Genomic DNA, 21,569 nt, shown 5'->3' on the forward strand with positions numbered 1-21,569 from the left:
GTGCCTTCTCGGCTCGGCAGAGCTCAGGACGTCAGCACTCCCGATTCTCCTAGCCCAGAAGGCACTCCCTTTGCACGACCCGCCGCGGAACCAACACCATCAGCCACCGGGTCCACGGATCGAGGCTAAGCGGGGATGTGTGACGAGGAAGCCCCTTCCGCCCGAGTGGAGGAACTGTGGCGAAGGAAATGCCCGACCCGCTGGATGTGCTGGGTGACGACGAACGCAAGCTCCTGCGTCGGGCGCCACGCCCCGGCTGGCAGGCTCCCATGCTCGCCACCCTGACCAAGAAGCCGTTCTCCGACGAGCGGTGGATCTACGAACGCAAGCTGGACGGCGTACGCGTGATCGCCGTCAGGAACCGCGGCCAGACGACCCTGTGGTCCCGCAACCACAAGGACATGACGAACACCTATCCCGAGATCGTCCAGGCATTCGCGCCACAACAGGCCCAGGACTTCGTGGCCGACGGCGAGATCGTGGCCTTCGACGGCAGACAGACGAGCTTCGCCAAGCTGCAGGCGCGGATCAATCTCGCCGATCCCCGGCGCATACCCGCGACCGGCGTCACCGTCTACCTCTACCTCTTCGACCTGCTCGTCGTCGGTGAGGCCGACCTCACCCGACTGCCGCTGCGGGCCCGCAAGCGGGTGCTGCGCACGACGTTCGAGTTCGGCGACCGCGTCCGGTTTTCCACCCACCGCAACACCGAGGGGGAGAGGTTCCACGCCGACGCGTGCGCGCGAGGGTGGGAGGGCCTGATCGCCAAGCGCGCCGACGCGCCGTACCAGACCGGTCGCCGGTCTCGGGACTGGCTGAAGTTCAAGTGCGTACGCGACCAGGAGTTCGTCATCGGCGGGTTCACCGATCCGGAGGGGTCGAGGCAGGGGTTCGGCGCGTTGCTCGTCGGCTACTACGAAGGGAACCGGCTGCGCTACGCGGGCAAGGTGGGTACGGGTTACAACGCACTGATGCTGCGGGATCTGCGGGCCCGGATGGACAAGATCGCCCAGTCGTCGTCGCCGTTCGCCGATCCGGTGCGCGAGCGCTCCGCCCACTGGGTGGGCCCCGAGTTGGTCGCCCAGATCGGCTTCACCGAGTGGACCAGCGACGGAAAGCTCCGCCATCCACGCTTCGTCGGACTACGTACGGACAAGGACGCCTCGGAGGTCGTCCGCGAACAGTGAGCCGTCGGGAGCCGGCAGGAGCTGGCAGGAGCTGGCAGGGGGAGCCGAGGCGGGAGGAGTTCCCAGCTAATCTCCAGGTGGCGTTCAGGGCGGTCCCAGCCAGGAGAGCGAGGGTGGAGACTGCTTTCGTACATCCACGACTGGAGGGAGACCGCGATGCGCCCTAACGGGCAGTGGGTCAAAAGGCGATGGGCCAACCGGCGGTGGTCGGACCGGTCCACGGTGCTCGCGGTGGCGGTGTCGACCGCCACGATCACGGCGCTGGCGGTGGGCGGGATCGCCCTTGCCGACAACGTGGCGGAGTCCGGCAACGACGCGACCGCTGCCACGAGCGACCAGCCACGTCCGGACGCGAAGGACCGGCCGGTAATGCGGGGCCACCGGGCTCCGGGGCTCATGGGATGGGCTCTGCATGGTGAGTTCGTCACGGCCAAGAAGGACGGCGGCTACCAGACCGTGGCCGTCCAACATGGCGAGGTGCAGGCGGTGAGCGACACCTCGATCACGGTGAAGAGTGAGGATGGCTACTCGAGGTCCTACGTCGTCGATGACGAGACGCTGGTCAACGCCCACCGCGAGGGCATCGGCTCGGTCGACGAGGGCGATGACGTGCACGTGGCGGCGGTCGTGAGCGGCGACACCGCAACGGCGCTTCGGGTCGCGGATGTATCGGACCGCAGGGCCACCTGGGAGAAGTTCCGGCCACGGTTGCGCGGCCTGAACCCAGACACCGGAAACTGATCGGCTCGCCCGACCTCGGGGCCCGGCTCGGATGTGAGGCGATCTCCGAGCCAGGGCCCCGGCTCGGCGGTCGCCGCGGTTGGGCAGCGGAAAGCCGTGCGGGACGGTTCCTCGGTGGCGAAGCGCCCGGCGGATAGGGTTTCCTCACCATGGGGTACGAGAGACCGTTCAGATGAGTGCGGAACCAGCAAGGGAGGCCGCCCGGCGCCGTCGTCGGTTGACCATCACGATCAAGGAGTCGCTGCGCGGGCTGGCCATCCAGTTGTCCCTGCTCAACCACCAGGTGACCGCCAACCTCGCGCTCAAGGACGTTGATCTCCACTGCCTCGACCTCATCAACCGGGAAGGGCCGCTCGGCCCAACCACACTCGCACGTCGGGCCGGGCTGCACCCCGCCACGATCACCGGCATCCTCGATCGGCTCGAACGCGGCGGCTGGGTGGTCCGCGAACGTGACCAGTCCGACCGGCGCGCTGTCGTCGTTCGTGCTCTGCGGGACCGCAACGCCGAACTCTTCCGCCTCTACGCGGGGATGGATGCGTCGATGGGCACGATCTGCGCCGGCTACGACGAGTCCGAGCTCGCCCTCATCGCCGACTTTCTGCGGCGTACGAACGAGGCGGGGCAGGTCGCGACCGCCGACCTCGCCAACGCACCGCCGGACGGCTCCCAGCCGGCATGATCGCGGGGTCAGGTCCCACCGTCAGTGCGAGGCTCGCGGAGGACCTGGCTCGGGCTCTGATCGAACGGAGGATTCGCACATGATCAGCCACGCACCGCCCGGCTACGTCTGTCCGATCTGCGCGTTGGTCGCCGGTGGGACCACCGACGTCAGCGGCCAGCAGGACATCGTGTGGCAGTCGGAACGGGCGACGGCATTCATCTGCGCCCGATGGTGGCCGAACAACCACGGTCATGTGCTGGTCGTGCCGAACGCCCACCACGAGAACATCTACGACCTTCCGGCGGAGTACGGTCACGCTGTCCACGACGGTGTCCGGACGATCGCCCGCGCGATCCGGGACACCTACGGGTGCGAGGGAATCTCCACCCGGCAACACAATGAGCCCGCCGGTTACCAGGACACGTGGCACTATCACGTGCACGTGTTTCCCCGCTATCGAGGCGATGACCTCTACGGGTCGAACCCGTACCCGGCCTTCGTCTCCGCCGAACGTCGCCGGCCGTACGCCGACAAGCTGCGTACGCATCTCAGACATCCGGGGGAGTGACGCGCCCGTCACCGCTCAGCGTTGCACCTGTTCGGCGAGGTTCGTACGCATCCGCTTGACGAGCGTGCGGGGCTCATCGGCGAAGAACCGCACCGTCGTCACGGTCTGGACGCCACGGGGGAGCGTCACCGTGAAGGGACGCTGCAGGATCAGGTCGATGTTTGTCCGGCTGGCGACCACGACGTTCAGGGTCGTTCCGGTGTCGGTCTCGTCGAGTTGTACCGCCCGCGAGCGTTCGCGGCTCCGCTCTCGAACAGACACCGAGCTGATGGCCTCCCAGGGGATGGTGATGTCGAGAGTGAAGCCATTGCGGAGGCGTAGGCCCACCGGCTCGACCAGGTGCGTGTGGACCTTGTACGCGGCGAGCATCCCCACCATCCACATCAATCCCCAGAAACCGACGGCCAGCAGGGCGATCTTCACCGGCTCCCACGGCACCAGCATGTGGGCGATCGGGATCTCGATCGCCGAGACGATGATGAAGACCCAGAAGAGGAGCTCGACCGCCTTCACATAGCCGAACCTCTCGACACCGGGACCGGCGCCGGGGTCTCGCCGTCGCACCAGGAAGTACAGACTGCGCCAGACCCCGAGCTCGAACCGGATGGCGTGCCGGGCTAGTGCCACCGGCGGGCCTATGACGTTCACCGCTGTGCCTCCTTCTCCTTCGCTTCGGCGATCAGCTCACACAGCCGCGCCATCAGCACGTCGAAACCCCTCACCAGGGCGCTGAACTGCCGGTCGGGCATGTCGGCGAAGAGGTCGTCCGCAAGCTGCTCGCCGTCGCGCTTCAGTTGCTCGGCGATGCGCGCGCCGTGTTCGGTGAACGACACGAGCGCGGCCCGACGGTCGGTAGGGTGCGGCTCTCGAACGACGAAGCCGGTGTCCACCAGGGCATCGACGAGGCCGGTGACATTTCGCGGGCTCACGCCGATTGCACCCGCGAGCACCCGCTGTGTGCTGGGCCCGCGGTGGAGCAGCTCCCAGACGAGGGTCGCCCGCGAAGGGGTGAGCCCGACACGGCCGAGACCGTGCTCCATGTCCTCGTTGATGAGCATCGCGAGCTGGAGCAGCTGCCCGAGTGCTGCCTGCTGCTTCTGGCGGCGAGAACTCTCAACAGACATATCGTGAAGTCCCTTCACTATGTCGGTGCTTCACGTATCGTAGCCTGCGCGAGCGGTTGCACGGCGAGATTCCCGCGGACGCATGAGGGAGAAGCCACCCGCAGCTGGTCGCACCGCCCGGAAGCGGAGGTCGCGCCGGACAGCTGTGGTGGATCATGCGCGGACGGCCCATGATTGCGGGCATGAGGAGCAGCCCCAGAGCAACCATGTTCATCGATCGCGACACCGACCCACGCGTCCACCCGCCGACCACGAGCGAGGAACGCGCGACCCTTGTCGGCTTCCTGCGCTGGCAGCGCGACACCCTGGAACTCAAATGCAGCGGCTTGGGAGTCGAGGACCTTGCCCGTCGATCGGTGGAGCCGTCGACGCTGTCGTTGCTCGGGTTGGTACGCCACATGGCCGAGGTTGAGCGCATCTGGTTCCGGACGGTGATGGCAGGTCAGGACGCTCCGCCGTACTTCTACTCCGATACCGATCGTGACGGGGAGTTCGACGGCGCAGTGGCCACGGCCGAGGCCGTCACCGAGGCATGGAACGCGTGGCGGACCGAGATCGAGTTCGCGTACCGGTTCATCGCCCAGGCGCCCGACCTCGATGTGGCCGGGACCGCTCACGGCGGGCCGAGGACGCTGCGGTGGGTCCTGGTGCACATGGTGGAGGAGTACGCACGACACAACGGGCACGCCGACCTGCTGCGGGAGCGGATCGACGGGAGGCTGGGGCAGTAACAAGCAACAGTTCCCTTGATCCGCGCCCCTGACGTGACCGGCCCGACAGCGGTTGTCGGTGCGTCGGCGGGCCCGCAGCTGGAGAAGGGGCCGACGCCTGGGAGTACGTTCCGGAGGCCCGGTTGGTCGGGCGGTGTCGTCCACCGCTTGGCGCTCCCGCCGGACTTAGTTCAGGTGGCGGGTCTCGTTCAACTGGGCGATCTGGTGGCTGTAGTTTCGGTCGTCCTTGCGCAAGTAGGTGATGCCGCCTGAAGTGACACGGAATTGGACACGGCCCGATGCCTCCAAGGGCATGCCAATCCACGCTGCCAGGAGGAGAGTGGCAGTACCTCCATGTGTCACGACTACCTGGTTCTCCATCGTGGATTCTTGAATCCGATCCATCGCCGCATAAGCCCTGACGGCGAGGTCCATCCGTGTCTCAGCACCGTCCACACCTTCGTCGTGCCGTAGCCGCTCGCCGAACTCCGGAATCGGGATGCGGCGTTCTTCGAGCCAAGCCTTGGGTCGGCCACCCGCCTCACCGTACGACTTCTCCCGCAGGTCTGGGTCCAACTTCAGAGCGCCGCCGACCCGCTTGACGATGACCTCTGCGGTCCGCTGCGCGCGGCGCAGGTCGGATGTGATCGTCTCGACGTCAGCGTCGCCGAGGCGCTCAGACAGCGCTTCGGCGATCGACTCAGCCTGACGCATGCCTCGCTCGGTCAGATCGGAGTCGAACCACCCGCCGACGAGTCCGTCTACGTGGTGGGTTGCCTCCGGATGCGTGACCACATAGATGTTCTTCACTGTGACCTCGAAATCCTCGTTGTGGACCCTGCACGTGTGTCTGTGCCGAGTGTTGGGACGTGACCCATGACAGTTCAAACGAAGGTGCCTGCGCGAGGTGCGACTTGTCAGGCCGGTGGTCGCTGGAGGATCTGTCGGGACGACCCGAAGCCCAGCCGTTCGTACACCGGCACTGCCTTGCGACCAGAGTGGACCGTCACGCGGAGGGCCCCGAGGTGTGTCGCATGCTCCGAAGCGGCCTCCACGAGCGCCGAGCCGATCCCGTGGCCTCGCTGGTTGGGCTTGACGAAGACGCTCTGGATGTCTGCGGATAGCCGACTCGTCGCTCCAGGTCTCGGGACGCGGGGGACGAGCGCGACCCAGGCCATGCCGACGATCTCCGGTCGGAGGAGTCGGGCGACGAACGCCAGGTGCGAGTCCTGGTGGGCGGCCCACCACTTCGCGAGCTCCACTGCGAATGCGTCAACGGACCGCTGTGCTGGTTCCTCATCATGGGTGTCCAGCCACAACAGCCGGGCCAAATCTGCGACGTCGTCCGCATTCGCCTGACTGATCCTCACGAGGTGAGAGTCTGCCAGCTGGTCGACCGGAGGAGGACGGCGACTTGCGACGGCTAGGTTGTGTCTCGTGGCGGTGTCAGACGACTCACAGAAGGCGACGAGCTCTCACATGGACAGTCCTGGCGATCCGAGCCAGCCGTGGCCAGAACTCGCTCCAGACTACGAGCGGGCCCGAAGCAGGGAGGACTCGCTGGATCGGCTTGTCGAGTGGCCTGCGCAGCGAGACCTTCTGGGCGATGTCACCGGACGGTCGGTGCTCGATGTCGGTTGCGGCAACGGAGGCAAGCTGGCTGAGCTGGTTGGAGACGGCGCGACCGACGCCGTAGGTGTCGATGTCAGTGGCAACTTCCTCAGTGCGCCGCCGCCTGGCTTGGAGCTCATCCGGGGCGATCTCAATGAGCTGGATTCGATGCCAGGGCTTGCCGGTCGCACCTTCGACCGGATCTTGTTCCTGCAGTCTTTCGGCTACGCGAACGATCCAGTTCGCACCCTGCAGGCAGCGCGCGCGATGCTGGCCGACGATGGATTCATCCTGCTGACCAAGACGCAACCGATCCGATACGCCGTCGAACGGGCCGAACAGAATGAGACCTCCTTGGGCGAGGAGTATTTCTCCACCGCGCGGTTCTCCTACCTCAGCGGCTGGAACGACCAGATCACCCTCACCAAGCGTCCCTACACCATCTCTGACCTGATCAACGTTTTCAGCGCCGCAGGGCTGTGGATCGAGACCGCGATAGAGCCTCAACTATCCGAGGACGCCCGACGCCGTTACCCGCACAAGCAGGCGTGGATGAACAAGTACCTCGGCATCCTGATCTTCAAGCTCCGGACCCATTCCGGTCAGTAGCCGCGCGTCGCTACGGGCTACTGATGCGCCTGAGGGCGTGGCGGGGCCAAGTACTTGACATAATGTTCATTATCGGCACTACGTTCCCGAGGGTCGTTCCCAGGCTCGATCAGCTATGGAGACTCACAACCCGCAGGTGTCCGAGTCCGGTGAGTTGAGCGATTACCGTGAAGGCGTGCCAGTTCCCGAGTTCATCCTTCGCCTGCGTGAGCGGATCGGTCATGACCTTCTGTGGCTGCCTGGCGTGACGTCTGTCGTCCTCAACGACGGCGCAGTCCTGTTGGTTCGGCGTTCCGACAACGGTTCTTGGGCTCCTGTGACCGGCATAGTCGATCCTGGCGAGCACCCAGCGAAGGCAGCGGTGCGAGAGGTGCTCGAAGAGACCGGGATTCGCTGCGTTGTCGAGGAACTTGTCTGGGTCAACGTCAGCGATCCGACTGTTCACGTCAACGGCGACCACGCTCAGTACCTGGACCACACCTTCCGGTGCCGATACGTCGCCGGCACCCCGTACGTGGCAGACGACGAGTCGCTCGAGGTCCGCTGGTTCCTCCTCACCGACCTGCCCACGATGAGGCCCAGCCTTCTAGAACGGATAGTGACCGCTGTGGAGCATGTCGGCCCGGCGCGGCTCATCTGACTCGCAGTCAAGGCGCTGCGCTGCCGCCGTTCTGTGGCCGCACCCGTGCTATTCCCGTCTCATGAACTCCCGCTCCTGCAAGTCAACTCACATCAGACCGGGCGACCTCGCGGACCGATCCTGGTATGTTCCGCCGGATGTCAACGATCGAGCCGCCTGACGGCCATTGGAGCCTGAGCCTGCCACGCAAGCGCGAAGCGTCGGGTGCGTTGTTCTTCGACTCGGCCGGCCGCGTCCTCGTGGTCAAGCCGACCTACCGCGACGGGTGGGCCTACCCCGGCGGTGTGGTCGAGGTCAATGAGCCTCCACATGCGGCCGCCGTCCGCGAGGTGAAAGAGGAACTCGGCCTGGCTCGGTCGCTTGGCAGGCTGTTGGTCGTGGATTGGGAACCCCGCACCGAGACCATCCCCATCGAAGGGCTGATGACCGTGTTCGATGGCGGAGTTCTTACTCCACAAGAGATCTCGTCGATCCGACTTCAGGAAAGTGAGCTCGGCGCGTTCGACTTCTGGACCGTGGAGCAGGTCCGCGAAATGCATCCTGCGCTCCATGCACGCAGGATCGGCGCTGGCATTCAGGCCAGGAACACCGGCATCGTCGCCTATCTGGAGAACGGATACCCGCCTGCCTCCTCCTGAGGGACGCGACCGCAGATGTCGGCGCAAGGGCCAGGAGGTGCCGGCGACAGCGTTTCGATGGCAATCAGACCACGTCGAACGTGGTCGCCCACTCGGCGATTCGCCTGCTGACCCTCTGACGATCATCGCAGCCACGAAGATCGTCTGCACCGAGCACTGGCTCCGCCGCTCCGGCCACGCGCCACGACAGATCTGGCTCGCGGACCGCCAGCCCGAGAATCACTAGATATTCCTTGACGCGAATATTCGCTGTGGTGAATAGTTGTCCGCATGGACGCACTCCTCACCGCACTGGCCGACCCGGCCCGCTGGCGGCTCGTGGGCCTGTTGGCCGAGCGGCCCCGGTCGGTCGGCGTCCTCGCCCAGCTCGCCGAGGCGCGTCAGCCGCAGACGACCAAGCACCTGCAGACCCTCGAGCGCGCCGGGATCGTCACCTCCCAGCGCACCGGCCAGCGCCGCATCTACGCGCTCCAGCCCGCTCCCCTGCGTGACCTGGCTGCTGCACTCAGCCGGCTCGCCGACACCGCGGACCAGGGAGGTGGCGCGCGCGAGACCTACGACCGCTACGGGCTCAGCCTCCACGCAGAGCGGCTCGCCGCGGAGGAGTCGGGGTGGGCCGACGGCCGCTCGTTCAGGTTCGTCCGGTCTCTGACCGAGCGCCCCGAGGAGGTCTGGCGCCACCTGACCGAGCCCTCGCTGCTCGCCCGATGGTGGACGCCCGACGACCTCCGCGTCTCCGAACTCGTCTTCGAGGCGCGCCCGGGTGGGCGGATCGTCCTGGAGTACCGCGATGCAGAAGATGCCGACGGTTCCGACCTGGTGGCCGGACGCGGGGAAGGACTCGTCGACGCCGTACGCCACGGTGAGCACCTCTCCTACCACCTCTCCCCTGCGCTGCCCGACGGCGGCATCGCCTTCACCGCCTACGTCGACTTCGGCCTCCGACCCACCGACACCGGTACGGACCTCGAGGTCCAGCACCGGATCACCGACAGCACAGTCGACTCAGCGGACTTCATCGCAGGCATCGAGATCGGCTTCGGGCAGAGTCTCGACAAGCTCGCGGCGATCCTCGCAGCGGACTCACACGGCACCGACACCGAGCACCACACGGAATCCAGGAGCACGCAGTGACAGAGCAGACCAGCGGCCGCAGAGTCGTCACCAACATGGCCCTCTCCCTCGACGGCCACTACGCCGGATCGGACCCGCAGGACATGGGCTGGGTGATGCCGTACGCCATCACCGACATCGCCCGCGACCACCTGACCAGCCTCTGGGAGCCGGCGACGACGGCTCTGCTCGGGCGCGTCAACGCCGAGGGGTTCCTCGGCTTCTGGCCCACCGTCATCGGCATGAAGGGCGCCGACCCGCGTGACGAGGCCTTCGCGAAGTGGCTCGTCGACACTGACAAGGTGGTCCTCTCCTCCACCCTTGGCGACGCGCGGTGGGAGCGGACGACGATCGTCGACAAGCCGACCACCGAGGTGATCGCGGACCTCAAGGCGACCGAAGGCGGCGACATTCTCGTGCTCTCCAGCGCGAGCGTCATCAAGGCTCTGCTGGCCGATGACAAGGTCGACCGGCTGGCGATCACGATCTTTCCCGTCTTCCTCGGCAGCGGACCGCGCCTCTTCGACGACGGTCTGCCTGCGGGGCAGTGGGCGCTCGTCAGCCAGAACGCGGGCGAGCACGGCACATTGGCTCTCGTCTACGACCGAGTTCGCTGAGCCGGCCGAACTGCGCGCCGCAGACCATCTCGCCCGACGACCCGGCGCAGGAGATCGTCAGGGGCGCCTGATCCCCTCGAGCCGATGACTCAGGACCTGAAGAGCTGTGTGGTTCTCTGCCCTGAGTTCGTGTGCGGCGCGATCGACGTCGATCCAGAAGAAGTCGAACGCAATGAACTCCTCCGCCCCCGATGACGGACATGACTCGCCATGACGCCAGGCCCGCTGCACCGTGGAAGGCGAGAGGAGGTGAAAGTACCAGCGGTCGTGTAGTTCGTCGCAGCCGTAGGGCCGCATGTCGACGACTTGATGATCCAGCAGGCCGCACAGGTGGAAGCCCGTCAGGCCGGACTCTTCCCACGCCTCGCGGAGAACCGCGTGTTCCGGCGTCTCGCCAGGCTCGATCGTGCCAGCGGGGACCTGGGTTCCGGTTCCTGGATGGTGAGGCTTGCGGAACACCAGCAACTGGTCTCCATGAGTGATGAACGCGGATACCTTGTTCACAGTCGGCATATGCTGCTGGGCGTCCACGCGGCACGTCACAGGGCGAAGAGGCGGGAGCTGGCTTTGGGAAACAGCACATCGATCAGCGGCCTGATCTCGGATGCGGCCCAGACATCGGGATAGGCGGATCGCAGCTCGTCCAATGACCTGTGGCCGAACAGAAGTCGCAGGAAGGCCAGCGGAGGAAATCCGCCGTTCGAGGACGTGTCATACGGCCCGAACTCGGCGCTCTCGACGTCCTGCAATGTGCCGGCCGTGAACGTGAGCCGCAGGCCGCCCCGGTAGAAGTCGAACGCCAGGTCCCCGCTGTATCCGACGAGCGATGATGCGGCGAGGCGTCGTTCGAGGACCGGCGCGATCGTCCGCACGAAAGCAGGCAGGTCAGGCACTCGGATATACCATGCGTACGGGCCATCGTTGCGCGGCGCCCAGTCTGCCGAAAGTACCTGATAGAAGGGATGGGTGGGGCCGAGATCCAGCACTATTCTCGCCACGGGCTTATCGCGCGTCGACGGCACCTTCTCCCCCATGTCCTTCAGTCCGCGCAGCAGCGAAGGCGCCACGGCATGGAGATTGGTCCCGGCCTGAAAGCCAAGCAGCCTGGGCCCGAAGCTGTCCCCGTGCCGGCCGTACGGCGAAAGCAGGAAACCGCAGGGTGTCCCGCCAGCGGCCTCGATGACGCGGATCCGGGAATGAGCCTCGAGTGCATCTCCCGCATGCTCGGCGTCGATGTGGTAGCGCCAGAATTCTTCAGGAAGGCCGCAGGTCACCAGGCTGTCCCTTTGCTGATGTCGATAACAGGCAGCGATGAAGGGAATGTCAGCGCGAGTGGCCTGACGGAGGCGATAGGGCTCCTCTCCCCCGTCTCGAAGCTCTGGAAGGAGCGGGGCCGGAAGGGTGACGCCGCCGCCAAGGTCGATCGCATACTCGTAGTCGAACTGCCGATAGAAGTACCGAATTCCGGTGATGCCCTGGATCAGGGTCCCGTCTTTCGCGGCGCGTTCGTGGACCGCGGAGAATATGGCTCGGATCAGGCCCCTGTTTCGATAGCCCGGCTCTGTCGCCACGATTTCCGGCCGGCCGACAGCAATCGGTATGCCGTCGAACAACCACTCTTCGCGCAGGTAGCAGGTGCAGGCGACAATCGGACTCCCGTCCTTGCTCGTGTCCTCCACCACGACGAAGTCGTCGGGGCCCATGAACGGATAGTCGACCCGCATGTAGCGGCGCACTGTGTCCATCAGCCCGTGGTTCGGTTCCTCGTCCTCGCGACCCCGAAAGACCGCCCCGACGAGTGCGGCGACAGCCTCGGTGTCGGCCGCTGTGGTCCAACGAAGGACCAGGCCTTCACCCAGATCGCGTCGCATGTCTGTGCTCATGTGATCCTTTCGCATCGTCAGTGGAAGTGACGCAACCTTGGGGCAAATCACCGACCACGGCTCAGGCGGGCCATGGTGGCGACCGTACCGGCTGAGCGCTCCCGCTTCACCGTGGTTTCGCGCGAGGATCGCGGAGTCTTGTCCGCTTGGGAAAGCGTGCTTGGTCGGGGGGTGGCCGGCGTCAGCGCCGGAGCAGTGCGCCGGCGAAAACGGCCATGCCCGCCATGAGGAGGGCCGAGACAATCGCCGCCACCTGCATTCCCTGGGTGAACGCCGCGAACGCAGAATCGCGCAGCGCCTCCGCCAGGGGTGCGGCCAGCTGGTCGGCCACCTTGACGGCCGCGGGCAGCGTCTCCCGCGCCATGTCGATCACCCCAGATGGCAGGCCGGCTGAATGTGCCGACTCGCCCAGCTCCGCCCGGTAGACGGCGGTGCCGACACTTCCGAGCAGGGCGATCCCGAGGGCACCGCCGAGCTCGGCGCCGGTCTCGGAGATCGCGGACGCGGCACCGGCCCGATCTGGCGGAGCGGCACCGACGACGAGATCGGACGCCAGTGCCATGACGGCACTGATGCCGATCACCATCACGCCGAGGCCGACCAGCAGCACCGCGAGACCCGAGCCTGGCCGGACCTGCGTCACGACGGCGAATCCGACTGCGACCATCGCCAGTCCGGCAGTGACAACCGTGCCGGCGCCCGTCCGGCGTACCAGCGACGCGGCTGCCAGCGCGCCTACCGGCATGACCGCGACCACCGGCAGGTTCCACAGCGCGGCGGCGAACGGCCGCATCCCGAGGACCAGCTGGAGGTACTGCGACGTGAAGAACAGGAACCCCACCATCGCGAACATGGTCACGGTGCTCACCGCGATCGCCGTCCCGAACGCCCGATGGGCGAACAGGCCCAGGTCGATCAGCGGCTCGACCAGCCGTCGCTGCCGCATGACGAAGGCTGCGCCCATCGCGAGGCCGGAGACGATCGACAGTGCCGCTGCCGGTCCGAGGCCGCTCTCGGCGTACTCCTTCACGCCGTAGATCACCATCAGGACGGCCATCGTGGACAGCGCGGCGCTCGCGAGGTCGAAGCGACCTGCCCGCGCAGGGCGGAACTCCGGTAGCAGGAACCGACCGAGAGCAAGCAGGAGCACCATGAACGGCACGTTGATCAGGAAGACCGAGCCCCACCAGAACGCCTCCAGCAGCAGCCCGCCGACCAGTGGCCCCACGAGCGCGCCACCGGAGAAGCCCGCGGTCCAGATGGCGATGGCCCCACGCCGCTGCGCGGGATCGTGGAACATGTTCCGGATCAGCGAGAGCGTGGATGGTGCCAGCGTCGCACCCGCCACGCCCATGACGGCGCGGCTCAGGATGAGCATGGTGGCGCTGGTGGAGTACGCCGCGAGGATCGACGAGAGCCCGAACGCCGCCGCGCCGATCAGGAGCAACCGCCGACGCCCGATCCGGTCGCCGAGAGTGCCCATCGTGATCAGCAGTCCGGCCAGCAGGAACCCGTAGACGTCCATGATCCACAACAGCTGGGAGCTGTCTGGTTCGAGATCCGCGCTCAGGAACGGCAGCGCGAACGACAGCACCGACATGTCCATCGACACCAGCAGACAGGGCAGTACGAGGACGGCCAGCCCGACCCACTCCCCCCGCCCGGCTCGCGGAGCCCCGTGCGCGCTGTCCGTTTCGTCCGGGGCCGTATGACCCGCCTGGCTGCTCCGCCCGCGCCCGGCGGCCGTCCCCAACTGCCCATCGTCCATGACGTTCGACTGTACGCTCGTCTTATACGTTTGTATAGGACGTACGTATAGACGGCAGGCTAGGATCGCTGTCATGGGTCATCGGGAGCAGCTTCTGGCCGGAGCGAAGCAGTGCCTTCAGCGGCGTGGTTATGCGCGGACGACTGCGAGGGACATCGTTGCCGCGTCCGGGACGAACCTCGCCTCGATCGGCTACCACTTCGGCTCCAAGGAGGCGCTGCTCCTGGCCGCCCTGATCGAGGCGTTCGGCGAGTGGGACGAGGAGTTCGTCGGCTTCGCCCGCACCACCGCGCAGCGAGGCGGGAGCCTGGTTGAACAGTGGGAGACGATCTGGACCTGGGTGGTTGATTCGTTCGACCGGCTGCGGCCGCTGATGGTCGCCCATCTCGAGGCGGTTGCGCAGGCCCAGCACATCCCGGCCCTTCGCCAACAACTTGCCGACTACTACGAGAGGTCCCGGTCGGAGTACGTCTCCACCGCCGCTGAGCTCGACCTGTCCGACGAGGAGGTTGCCGGGCAGCCGGGCGCCGGACAGGCGGCCGGGGTGGACCTCGCGACCCGGGCGGTCGGATCGTTCCACATGGCGCTGATCGACGGGTTGATGGTGCAGTGGCTGATCGATCCCGAACGCACGCCCTCCGCCCAGGAGCTGGGCCAGGCGTGGCGCGCCCTGATGGCCGCACAATCCCCGCAGGGGCAGCGCTCCCACGGGTAGGGTCGTCGCCATGCCGACACCACCCCGACCCGCCCAGCGCCCGGTGGTCCACCGTCACCACGGCGACGAGCGGACCGACGAGTACGCCTGGTTGCGCGAGCGGGACAACCCCGCGACCCTGGCCCACCTCGAGGCCGAGAACGCCTACACCGAGCAGACGCTGTCCCACCTCGAGGGGCTTCGCGGCGAACTGTTCGAGGAGTTCCGCTCCCGCATCCAGGAGACCGACGAGGATGTGCCTGCCCGTGACGGCGCGTGGGAGTACTACACCCGCACCGTGGAGGGCCTGCAGTATCCGATCTTCGCCCGACAGCCCCTGCGCGCGGGAAAGCCTGGCGGCGACAAGGAGCAGGTGCTCCTCGACTGCAACCAGGCCGCCGAAGGCACGGAGTACTTCGCCCTTGGCGCGTTCGCCGTCTCCGCCGCCGGCCGGCTCCTTGCGTACTCCGCCGACACCAACGGCAGCGAGGAGTTCGAGCTGCGGGTGAAGGACCTGCAGACCGGCGAGCTTCTGCCCGATGTCATCACGCCGACCGGCTACGGGGCGGCGTGGTCGGCCGACGAGCAGCACCTCTTCTACACCACGCTCGACGCCGCACACCGGCCGTGGAAGCTGTGGCGACACCGGCTGGGCACCGACCCGAGCGAGGACGTGTGCGTCCACACCGAGTCCGACGAGGCGTTCTATCTCGGCATCGGGCGTACCCGTTCGCGCGAGTGGCTCGTCATGGGTCTGCACGCGACCGAGTCCAGCGAGGTACGGATCCTGCGCGCTGACGACCCGGAGGGTGACTGGCGGACGGTGGCGCCTCGCCGACCTGGCGTCGAGTACTCCGTCGACCACCACGGCGACCGGTTCCTGATCGTCACCAACGACGCGGGGCCGGACTTCCGGCTCGCGCAGGCCCCGGTTGACGATCCCGGACCCGACCACTGGGTGGACGTCATCCCCCACCAGCAGGGCGTACGCATCGTGTCGGTCGACGCGTTCGCGCGTCACGTCGTGGTGTCCCTGCGAGAGGACGGCCGTACCGAGCTCGACATCATCGCCGCCGACGCGTTCGCGGGTGACCCGCGCGAGGGCGCACCCCTCGCGGCGGGAAGCCGGCGCCGGCTCGGCTTCGACGAGCCGATCTACACCGTGGACGTCGGCGTCAACCGGGAGTTCGACACGAGCACGCTCCGCATCGACTACGCGTCGCTCACCACGCCGAGCTCGGTCATCGACATCGACCTCGACACCGACAGCCGGGAGCTGCGCAAACAGCAACCTGTCCTGAACGTCGACCTCGGCAGGTACAGGTCCGCGCGAGAGTGGGCGACGGCAGCCGACGGCACCAAGATCCCGATCTCGCTGGTATGGCGCGACGACCGGCCCACCGGTGGGCCGCTGCTGCTCTACGGGTACGGGTCATACGAACATTCGATGGACCCGTGGTTCTCGACCCTGCGGCTGTCGCTGCTCGATCGCGGCCTGGCGTTCGCGATCGCACACGTGCGTGGTGGTGGTGAGCTGGGACGCGCGTGGTACGAACACGGCAAGCGGCTGGAAAAGCCCAACACCTTCACCGACTTCGTCGCCTGCGCCGACTATCTGGTCGAGACCGGGTGGACGAGTCGGGACGGGCTCGCGATCCGTGGCGGATCGGCTGGCGGCCTGCTGATCGGTGCGGTCCTCAACCTGCGCCCCGACCTGTGTGCGGCGGCGGTCGCCGAGGTGCCGTTCGTCGACGCGCTGACGACCATCCTCGACCCCTCCCTGCCGCTCACGGTGCGGGAGTGGGACGAGTGGGGTAACCCGGTCGAGGACCCCGAGGTGTACGCCGTCATGAAGTCGTACGCCCCCTTCGACAACGTCGCCGAACGCGACTACCCCGCTATCTACGCCACGGCCGGTCTCAACGACCCGAGGGTGAGCTACTGGGAGCCCGCGAAGTGGGTGGCGCGGCTGCGGGACCGGATGACCGGCGGTGGACCGGTGGTGTTGAAGACGGAGCTCGGCGCCGGGCATGGCGGTCCGTCCGGGCGCTACGACGCCTGGAAGGACGAGGCTGGCGTGCATGCGTTCGTTCTCGACGCCGTGAACGGCGTGAACACCGAGGCCGGGGTCCACGCGGGCGACACCGGTAGCGACGCCAGCTGAGAGTCCACGTGGCCGCCTGCCCGGAGGGTCACGGGAGGTGGAGCCCAAGGCACGCTGCTCCCCCGAGAGAGCAGCGTGCCTTGTGCTACACGTCCGGCCCCTCCCTCCGACGTGGGCCGGCCAGGCTGGTACTGGGCCCAGCCGCCGATGAGGCGTACGACAGGATGCACGGCACCGCTAGCACGCCGATGACATATCGCTGACGCGGCCAAGGTCCTTCCTCCGGCGGGCCCGCTGAGCGCCTGGTAGCCGCCTCCCCGCATCGACGACCTCTCCAGAACCGCTTGAGCCGAGCGAGGAACTCCGTAAACTACCTCTCGAAGAGGCTCGATAGGGAAGTCTGAGGTATGTTACGGTAAGCCGCATGCAGCAAGAGTTGTTCACGGCAGACGAGGTTGCGGAGCGGCTCGGCCTGCACGTGCGGACGGTGCGCAACTACGTCAGGGACGGGCGGCTGAAGGCTGTCCGGATCGGCAAGCAGTACCGGATCGCGCGCGCGGACCTCGAGGCATTCACCGGCCAACCCGTCGAGCCTGCCGTGCGGGAGTCAGTCTCCCGCCATCGCCATGTAGGAGTGTCGAGCATCGTGGACATCGATGCGATCAGCCCTGAGACAGCGAGCCGGGTGAGCACCTTGCTGACCGGTGCGACCGCCCATCGCCGCGAGGGCGACGAGCAGTTGCGCCTGGAGACCATCTACGACGAACGGCGGGCCCACCTGAAGATCGTCGTGCTGGGCAGCCTCACCACCAGTGCGTACATCTTCGGCCTGATCAGCGCCGTCATCGAGGAGGCGGACGCGTGAGCGACATCTACCGATCCGAGGCCGGGCGCCGCCTGCTGCACGAGCAGTATCGCAAGGCGCTGGAGGCCTGGCCGGTCGACCACGAACAGCTACGCGTGCCGACTCCTGAGGGCGAGACGTTCGTCATCGCGTCCGGTCCCGCGACCGCTCCTCCACTGGTGCTGTTCCACGGCTCCGGAAGCAACTCGGCGCAGTGGATCGGCTGGATCTCCGACCTCGCCGCGTCCTTCCGCGTGTACGCCATCGACATGATCGGCGAGCCGGGCTTCAGCCCGCCGTCTCGGCCGCCTCTGAGTTCGGACAGATACGCCGTGTGGCTGGATGCCGTCCTGGACTTCCTCGGGCTCGATCGGGTGTCGGTCATGGGGTACTCCCTCGGCGGCTGGCTGGCGTTGGACTACGCCACGCGGCGGCCCGGCCGGGTGGAACGCCTGTCGCTGTCGTGCCCGGCCGGCGTCGGCAGGCAGAAGAAGGGCTTCCTGCTCAAGGCGATGTTGCTGAGCCCGCTCGGTCGGTGGGGGCGGCGCAGGTCGGTGACGGGGGTGCTCGGCCCAGGGCTGTCGACGTTGGAGCCAGCGGTGGCAACATCGATCGTCGAGCAGGTTCTGGCCGTGTCGAAGCACTACCGATTCCGCACGGACGAGCTTCCCGTCTTCGACGACCGGGCGTTGCGCAGGCTGACCATGCCTCTGCACGTGCTTGTCGGGGAGTTGGACGTCATGATGGACTCCGCCGAGACCAAGCGGCGGCTCGAAGCGGCCGCACCACACGCAACCGTGCGCCTGCTCCCCGGCATCGGTCATTTCGTTCCCCCGCACCCGGCCGCGGAACTCGAGTTCCTGACGAGCACCGGGCAGGGGTAACCGCGCCAACCGCGGCACGCGCGATCACGACGCTCCCCCGTTACGACTGGCCGCCGAGTGCGCGACGGGCGGCAGCGCACGCGTTCTTCAGGCGTTCCACGTGCCGGGTCGCGCCCACGTCGGCGAACGCCGGTAGGGTCTCGTCGACGAGCGGGATGACGTCGTCCGCGCGCCCCACCTCGAGGTAGGCCTCGGCCAGGCTGGCAATCGCGGCGACCTCCCCGAACCGGTCGCCGAGCTTGCCGAACTCCTCCCGCGCACGTTCGGCGAGAACGACCGCCTGCCGGCCTTCTCCGCGCGCTGACGCGACCCGGGCCGCCATCGCGGCGACATAGGCGCGCGCCCTGAACTCAGTCACACCGGCGACCGCGTCGAGGCTGGCCTGGGAGGCCTCGGCGGCGCGGTCGAGGTCGCCGTGCTCCAGTGCGTACCTCGTGATGCGATGGAGCACCAGTGCCTCGTCGACCGGACCACCGATGTCACGGGCGATCGCGAGGGCCTCGTCGAAGAGCGGCACCGCCTCGTCGTACCGGTCGTACTCAGCCAACAGGGAGGCGAACTCTCGGACCGAGGTCGCGTACGCCGGGCGGTGCCCACTCCCTCGGGCTGCCGCCACCGCCTTCTCGGCCAGCGAAAGGGCGGCCGTCCGGTCCTGCCGCTCACTGTGGAAGTAGGCGAGAGACGCCAGGGCGTACGCCAGGTCAACCGGTGCGTCGAGCCGATCGAAGACGCGGGCGGCTTCGGCGAGAGATTCGAGGACGTCGTTGGTGAGTTGTCGGGTCGCCATCTGCATCGAGCGCTGCCAGGTGGCGCGCCACGCGACGCGTTCGTCGCCGGCCTCGCGGGCCGCGCCGGCGACGAGATCGAGGAGTTCCACCACATGGGCGTGCGGGAGTTGGATGTCGAGTCTGGCGAGTGCACGCTCGCAGAGCAGAGCCGCCCGGACGTACCAACCGAGGCCGACGCAGCGCCGGATCGCCCAGTCGAGCAGCGGTTGCTCGGCGAGCAGCCAGGCCTCGCCGTCGGCAGTGAGCCGGTCGACCATGCGCACCGGCAGGATGGGCGGCGGGTCGGCCGGCTCGACGGGAGCCTCGTCGATCGTGACGGTGGACAGCTTCTGGTGTGCCGCATCAGCCAACCCCAGCAGGGCGTCCATGAGACAGCGGAGGGCCGAGATGGTGGTCGCATCGTCGTCGGCGCGTGCGAGTTCGCCGGCGTACAACGCGATCAGGTCATGTGGGCGGTAGCGGGCCTCACCTGTCGGGTCGCGGCCGGTCTCGGTGAGGAGGTTCGCCTCGACGAGTTCCTCCACCAACCGTTCGCCATCCGCCCAGCCGTCCTCGGACGGCTCCCCGTCGGTGCGAGCGGCGAGGACGCCGACTGTCCACGCGGCGACGTCGACCGCTCCGAGCAGTCCCAGCCGGCGAAACGCCGTACGGGCGGATGCGGACAGGCCGGAGTAGCTGAGGGCAAGACCGGCCCGCACCTCCAGGTCCCCCGTGCGCAGCTCGTCGAGGCGGCGTTGCTCGTCGGCGAGTCGTTCGGCGAGGCCGGCCAGGCCGGCGAGCGGGCGCGCTGCCAGCCGGGCCCCCACGATGCGTACGGCAAGGGGTAGCCCACCGCAGGCATCGACGATCGCGCGTGCGGCGGCGGGTTCCTCGGCCACCCGGTCCGACCCTGCCAAGCGGGCCAACAGGTCAAGGGCGTCGGCGGGTACGAACGAATCCAGCCGGAGGCCGACCGCGCCCGGGATGTCGCTGAGCATCCTGCGCCCGGTGACGAGGACCGCACAGCTCGCCGTCCCGGGCAGAAGTGCCACGACCTGGCTGGACCTCGCCGCATCGTCGAGCACGAGAAGGACCTTGCGGTCGGCGAGCCGGGCACGGAACGCGGCCGCCCTCGCTTCCAGGCCTTCCGGAAGCGCGTCGCGGCCCAGCCCACTCGCGGTGAGAAGCTCGCCAAGCACCTCGGCCGGGTCGCGGCTCGCCCCGCCCACCCCCGTGAGGCGGACGAACAGTTGTCCGTCGGGAAAGCGTGGCCGCAGGCTGTGGGCGATGCGGACGGCGACCGCGCTCTTGCCGGTGCCTGGAGCGCCAGTGATGGCGACGACGGGGACACCGGTCCGGTCATGGTCCGGTAGCAACGCCGACGTCGCCTGCGCGATCAGCTCGGACCTCCCCACGAAATCGGAAAGGTCCGGCGGGAGTTGGCAGAGGGTCAGCCAGGTCGCGGGCACGGTCACCGCTGCCGGATGGCGGACGTGACCGTCGGCTTCGTGCAACGTGGGATCCTCGGCGAGGATGCGGAGATGCAGCGCGCGGATCTCGGTACTCGGCTCGAGGCCCATCTCGTCGATCAGCAGGGCACGCAACCGGCCGTACGCATCGAGGGCGTCCGGCTGCCGCCGGGACCGGTACAGCGCCAGCATCAGCTGATGCCAGAAGCGCTCCCGCAGCCGGTGTTCGGTGGTGAGAGCGGTGAGCTCGCCGACCAGCTCGGCATGCCGGCCGAGAGCGAGTTCGGTGTCGATCCGGCGCTCGATCGTGTGCAGACGTTGCTCTTCCAGTCGTGGTGCGACGTCGCGTTGCAGAGACTCCGACGGGATGTCGACGAGCGCGGGACCACGCCACAACCTGAGCGCGTCGGCGAGAAGTCCCAGGACCGCTTCGGGGTCGTGCGGATGCCGGTCGGCTTCGGCGAGCAGCTGGTCGAAGCGGCCGAGGTCGACCTGCTCGGGAGCGGCGTCGATGAGGTAGCCCTCTGGACGCGTGCGGATCGGGTCTCGGCGAGGTTCCTCGTCGCCGGCACCGGTGCGGAGGATCCGGCGAAGCCGCATGACGTAGGTCGCGAGGGTCGCCCGGGCGGTCGGCGGCGGATTCTGTCCCCACAGTCGTTCGACGAGTTCGTCGACGGGCACGAGCCGGTTGGCCGACACCAGGAGTGCGGCGAGAAGCGATCGATGCTTGCCAGCTCTGATCGTGAGGACGCGTCCACCTCGAGACACCTCGAGCGGGCCGAGAACACGGTAGGACAGCTTCGTCGGCACGACAGCCTCCTCCCCGTCACACCCCGCGAGGGAGGTCGCACCGGACACCTCCACCGAGACGTTCAGGGTAACCGTGTCGGGCCATGCGACCGGGCGCGCGTGAGGGTAGCCTTCGCGTCGAAGC

22 protein-coding genes are annotated in these 21,569 nt (G+C 67.6%); 14 read left to right on the forward strand and 8 right to left on the reverse strand.

Annotation, left to right across the window (positions count from 1 at the left end):
* The first annotated feature begins 176 nt into the window (after positions 1-176).
* The 4 genes from ligD to ABN028_RS21955 all read left to right on the forward strand — a co-directional run bounded on the left by ligD (position 177) and on the right by ABN028_RS21955 (position 3,160).
* Complete coding sequence (gene ligD / locus ABN028_RS21940) at positions 177-1,187, forward strand: non-homologous end-joining DNA ligase (protein WP_349328618.1); 1,011 nt, start codon at positions 177-179, stop codon at positions 1,185-1,187.
* 156 nt (positions 1,188-1,343) lie between these two features.
* Positions 1,344-1,928: a hypothetical protein gene (locus ABN028_RS21945; RefSeq protein WP_349328617.1), complete on the forward strand. Its 585-nt coding sequence runs from the start codon at positions 1,344-1,346 to the stop codon at positions 1,926-1,928.
* A gap of 172 nt (positions 1,929-2,100) precedes the next feature.
* Positions 2,101-2,610 carry a MarR family transcriptional regulator gene (locus tag ABN028_RS21950; RefSeq protein ID WP_349328616.1) on the forward strand — a complete coding sequence of 170 codons (510 nt, stop codon included), beginning with the start codon at positions 2,101-2,103 and terminating at the stop codon, positions 2,608-2,610.
* 79 nt (positions 2,611-2,689) lie between these two features.
* Complete coding sequence (locus ABN028_RS21955; protein WP_349697926.1) at positions 2,690-3,160, forward strand: HIT family protein; 471 nt, start codon at positions 2,690-2,692, stop codon at positions 3,158-3,160.
* Between the two features lie 15 nt (positions 3,161-3,175).
* Here the strand turns inward: ABN028_RS21955 and ABN028_RS21960 are convergent, their stop codons facing one another.
* Both ABN028_RS21960 and ABN028_RS21965 read right to left on the reverse strand, forming a co-directional pair.
* Positions 3,176-3,808 carry a hypothetical protein gene (locus ABN028_RS21960; protein ID WP_349697927.1) on the reverse strand — a complete coding sequence of 211 codons (633 nt, stop codon included), beginning with the start codon at positions 3,806-3,808 and terminating at the stop codon, positions 3,176-3,178.
* Positions 3,805-4,284 carry a MarR family winged helix-turn-helix transcriptional regulator gene (locus ABN028_RS21965; RefSeq protein ID WP_349328613.1) on the reverse strand — a complete coding sequence of 160 codons (480 nt, stop codon included), beginning with the start codon at positions 4,282-4,284 and terminating at the stop codon, positions 3,805-3,807. Before ABN028_RS21965 ends, ABN028_RS21960 begins: the two co-directional genes overlap by 4 nt.
* Positions 4,285-4,466: 182 nt before the next feature.
* On the opposite strand from ABN028_RS21965, the gene ABN028_RS21970 reads away from it, so the two are divergent.
* Entirely contained in the window at positions 4,467-5,015 is a 549-nt protein-coding gene (locus tag ABN028_RS21970) for a DinB family protein (protein ID WP_349697928.1), read from the forward strand.
* A 165-nt stretch (positions 5,016-5,180) separates the two neighbouring features.
* Here the strand turns inward: ABN028_RS21970 and ABN028_RS21975 are convergent, their stop codons facing one another.
* Together ABN028_RS21975 and ABN028_RS21980 are read right to left on the reverse strand one after the other, a co-directional pair.
* A complete protein-coding gene (locus ABN028_RS21975; protein WP_349697929.1) occupies positions 5,181-5,804 on the reverse strand; it encodes a histidine phosphatase family protein in 624 nt (207 codons plus the stop codon).
* 107 nt (positions 5,805-5,911) lie between these two features.
* The gene (locus ABN028_RS21980; RefSeq protein WP_349328610.1) at positions 5,912-6,364 is read right to left on the reverse strand and encodes a GNAT family N-acetyltransferase; all 453 of its coding nucleotides are present in this window, start codon (positions 6,362-6,364) and stop codon (positions 5,912-5,914) included.
* A 109-nt stretch (positions 6,365-6,473) separates the two neighbouring features.
* On the opposite strand from ABN028_RS21980, the gene ABN028_RS21985 reads away from it, so the two are divergent.
* The 5 genes from ABN028_RS21985 to ABN028_RS22005 all read left to right on the forward strand — a co-directional run bounded on the left by ABN028_RS21985 (position 6,474) and on the right by ABN028_RS22005 (position 10,222).
* A complete protein-coding gene (locus ABN028_RS21985; protein ID WP_349697930.1) occupies positions 6,474-7,214 on the forward strand; it encodes a class I SAM-dependent methyltransferase in 741 nt (246 codons plus the stop codon).
* A 175-nt stretch (positions 7,215-7,389) separates the two neighbouring features.
* A complete protein-coding gene (locus ABN028_RS21990) occupies positions 7,390-7,854 on the forward strand; it encodes an NUDIX hydrolase (protein WP_349328609.1) in 465 nt (154 codons plus the stop codon).
* A 137-nt stretch (positions 7,855-7,991) separates the two neighbouring features.
* Positions 7,992-8,492: an NUDIX domain-containing protein gene (locus ABN028_RS21995; protein WP_349697931.1), complete on the forward strand. Its 501-nt coding sequence runs from the start codon at positions 7,992-7,994 to the stop codon at positions 8,490-8,492.
* Positions 8,493-8,762: 270 nt separating this feature from the next.
* On the forward strand, positions 8,763-9,626 hold the full coding sequence (locus ABN028_RS22000; protein WP_349328608.1) for a metalloregulator ArsR/SmtB family transcription factor: 864 nt from the start codon (positions 8,763-8,765) through the stop codon (positions 9,624-9,626).
* A complete protein-coding gene (locus ABN028_RS22005; protein WP_349697932.1) occupies positions 9,623-10,222 on the forward strand; it encodes a dihydrofolate reductase family protein in 600 nt (199 codons plus the stop codon). Before ABN028_RS22000 ends, ABN028_RS22005 begins: the two co-directional genes overlap by 4 nt.
* A gap of 57 nt (positions 10,223-10,279) precedes the next feature.
* Here the strand turns inward: ABN028_RS22005 and ABN028_RS22010 are convergent, their stop codons facing one another.
* The 3 genes from ABN028_RS22010 to ABN028_RS22020 form a co-directional block, all read right to left on the reverse strand.
* The gene (locus ABN028_RS22010) at positions 10,280-10,726 is read right to left on the reverse strand and encodes an NUDIX hydrolase (protein WP_349697933.1); all 447 of its coding nucleotides are present in this window, start codon (positions 10,724-10,726) and stop codon (positions 10,280-10,282) included.
* A 35-nt stretch (positions 10,727-10,761) separates the two neighbouring features.
* Positions 10,762-12,120 (reverse strand): GNAT family N-acetyltransferase, encoded by a 1,359-nt coding sequence (locus ABN028_RS22015; RefSeq protein WP_349697934.1) that lies wholly within the window; start codon positions 12,118-12,120, stop codon positions 10,762-10,764.
* Positions 12,121-12,286: 166 nt separating this feature from the next.
* Positions 12,287-13,873, reverse strand: a complete 1,587-nt coding sequence (locus tag ABN028_RS22020; protein WP_349697935.1) for an MFS transporter — start codon at positions 13,871-13,873, stop codon at positions 12,287-12,289.
* A gap of 73 nt (positions 13,874-13,946) precedes the next feature.
* Between ABN028_RS22020 and ABN028_RS22025 the strand changes: the two genes are divergently transcribed.
* From ABN028_RS22025 to ABN028_RS22040, 4 genes are all read left to right on the forward strand, one after another.
* Positions 13,947-14,588, forward strand: coding sequence for a TetR/AcrR family transcriptional regulator (locus ABN028_RS22025; protein ID WP_349328604.1), 642 nt, complete (start codon positions 13,947-13,949; stop codon positions 14,586-14,588).
* A gap of 10 nt (positions 14,589-14,598) precedes the next feature.
* A complete protein-coding gene (locus ABN028_RS22030; RefSeq protein ID WP_349697936.1) occupies positions 14,599-16,731 on the forward strand; it encodes a S9 family peptidase in 2,133 nt (710 codons plus the stop codon).
* A 364-nt stretch (positions 16,732-17,095) separates the two neighbouring features.
* Positions 17,096-17,536: a helix-turn-helix domain-containing protein gene (locus ABN028_RS22035; protein ID WP_349328602.1), complete on the forward strand. Its 441-nt coding sequence runs from the start codon at positions 17,096-17,098 to the stop codon at positions 17,534-17,536.
* Positions 17,533-18,399 (forward strand): alpha/beta fold hydrolase, encoded by an 867-nt coding sequence (locus ABN028_RS22040; RefSeq protein ID WP_349697937.1) that lies wholly within the window; start codon positions 17,533-17,535, stop codon positions 18,397-18,399. Before ABN028_RS22035 ends, ABN028_RS22040 begins: the two co-directional genes overlap by 4 nt.
* 40 nt (positions 18,400-18,439) lie before the next feature.
* Here ABN028_RS22040 and ABN028_RS22045 read toward each other — a convergent pair whose 3' ends face one another.
* Entirely contained in the window at positions 18,440-21,445 is a 3,006-nt protein-coding gene (locus tag ABN028_RS22045) for an AfsR/SARP family transcriptional regulator (RefSeq protein WP_349697938.1), read from the reverse strand.
* Positions 21,446-21,569: the final 124 nt, after the last annotated feature.

Origin of the sequence: Actinopolymorpha sp. B17G11 (genome assembly GCF_040196095.1) — a bacterium.
GTDB lineage: Bacteria > Actinomycetota > Actinomycetes > Propionibacteriales > Actinopolymorphaceae > Thermasporomyces.

Excerpts from the sequence above, each read along its gene's own strand:
- ABN028_RS22035 (WP_349328602.1), top strand. The coding sequence starts at position 17,096 with ATGCAGCAAGAGTTGTTCACGGCAGACGAGGTTGCGGAGCGGCTCGGC.
- ABN028_RS21955 (WP_349697926.1), top strand. The coding sequence starts at position 2,690 with ATGATCAGCCACGCACCGCCCGGCTACGTCTGTCCGATCTGCGCGTTG.
- ABN028_RS21985 (WP_349697930.1), top strand. The coding sequence starts at position 6,474 with ATGGACAGTCCTGGCGATCCGAGCCAGCCGTGGCCAGAACTCGCTCCA.
- ABN028_RS22000 (WP_349328608.1), top strand. The coding sequence starts at position 8,763 with ATGGACGCACTCCTCACCGCACTGGCCGACCCGGCCCGCTGGCGGCTC.
- ABN028_RS21965 (WP_349328613.1), bottom strand. The coding sequence starts at position 4,284 with ATGTCTGTTGAGAGTTCTCGCCGCCAGAAGCAGCAGGCAGCACTCGGG.
- ABN028_RS22020 (WP_349697935.1), bottom strand. The coding sequence starts at position 13,873 with ATGGACGATGGGCAGTTGGGGACGGCCGCCGGGCGCGGGCGGAGCAGC.
- ABN028_RS22015 (WP_349697934.1), bottom strand. The coding sequence starts at position 12,120 with ATGCGAAAGGATCACATGAGCACAGACATGCGACGCGATCTGGGTGAA.
- ABN028_RS21970 (WP_349697928.1), top strand. The coding sequence starts at position 4,467 with ATGAGGAGCAGCCCCAGAGCAACCATGTTCATCGATCGCGACACCGAC.
- ABN028_RS21945 (WP_349328617.1), top strand. The coding sequence starts at position 1,344 with ATGCGCCCTAACGGGCAGTGGGTCAAAAGGCGATGGGCCAACCGGCGG.
- ABN028_RS22030 (WP_349697936.1), top strand. The coding sequence starts at position 14,599 with ATGCCGACACCACCCCGACCCGCCCAGCGCCCGGTGGTCCACCGTCAC.
- ABN028_RS21950 (WP_349328616.1), top strand. The coding sequence starts at position 2,101 with ATGAGTGCGGAACCAGCAAGGGAGGCCGCCCGGCGCCGTCGTCGGTTG.
- ABN028_RS21995 (WP_349697931.1), top strand. The coding sequence starts at position 7,992 with ATGTCAACGATCGAGCCGCCTGACGGCCATTGGAGCCTGAGCCTGCCA.
- ABN028_RS22025 (WP_349328604.1), top strand. The coding sequence starts at position 13,947 with ATGGGTCATCGGGAGCAGCTTCTGGCCGGAGCGAAGCAGTGCCTTCAG.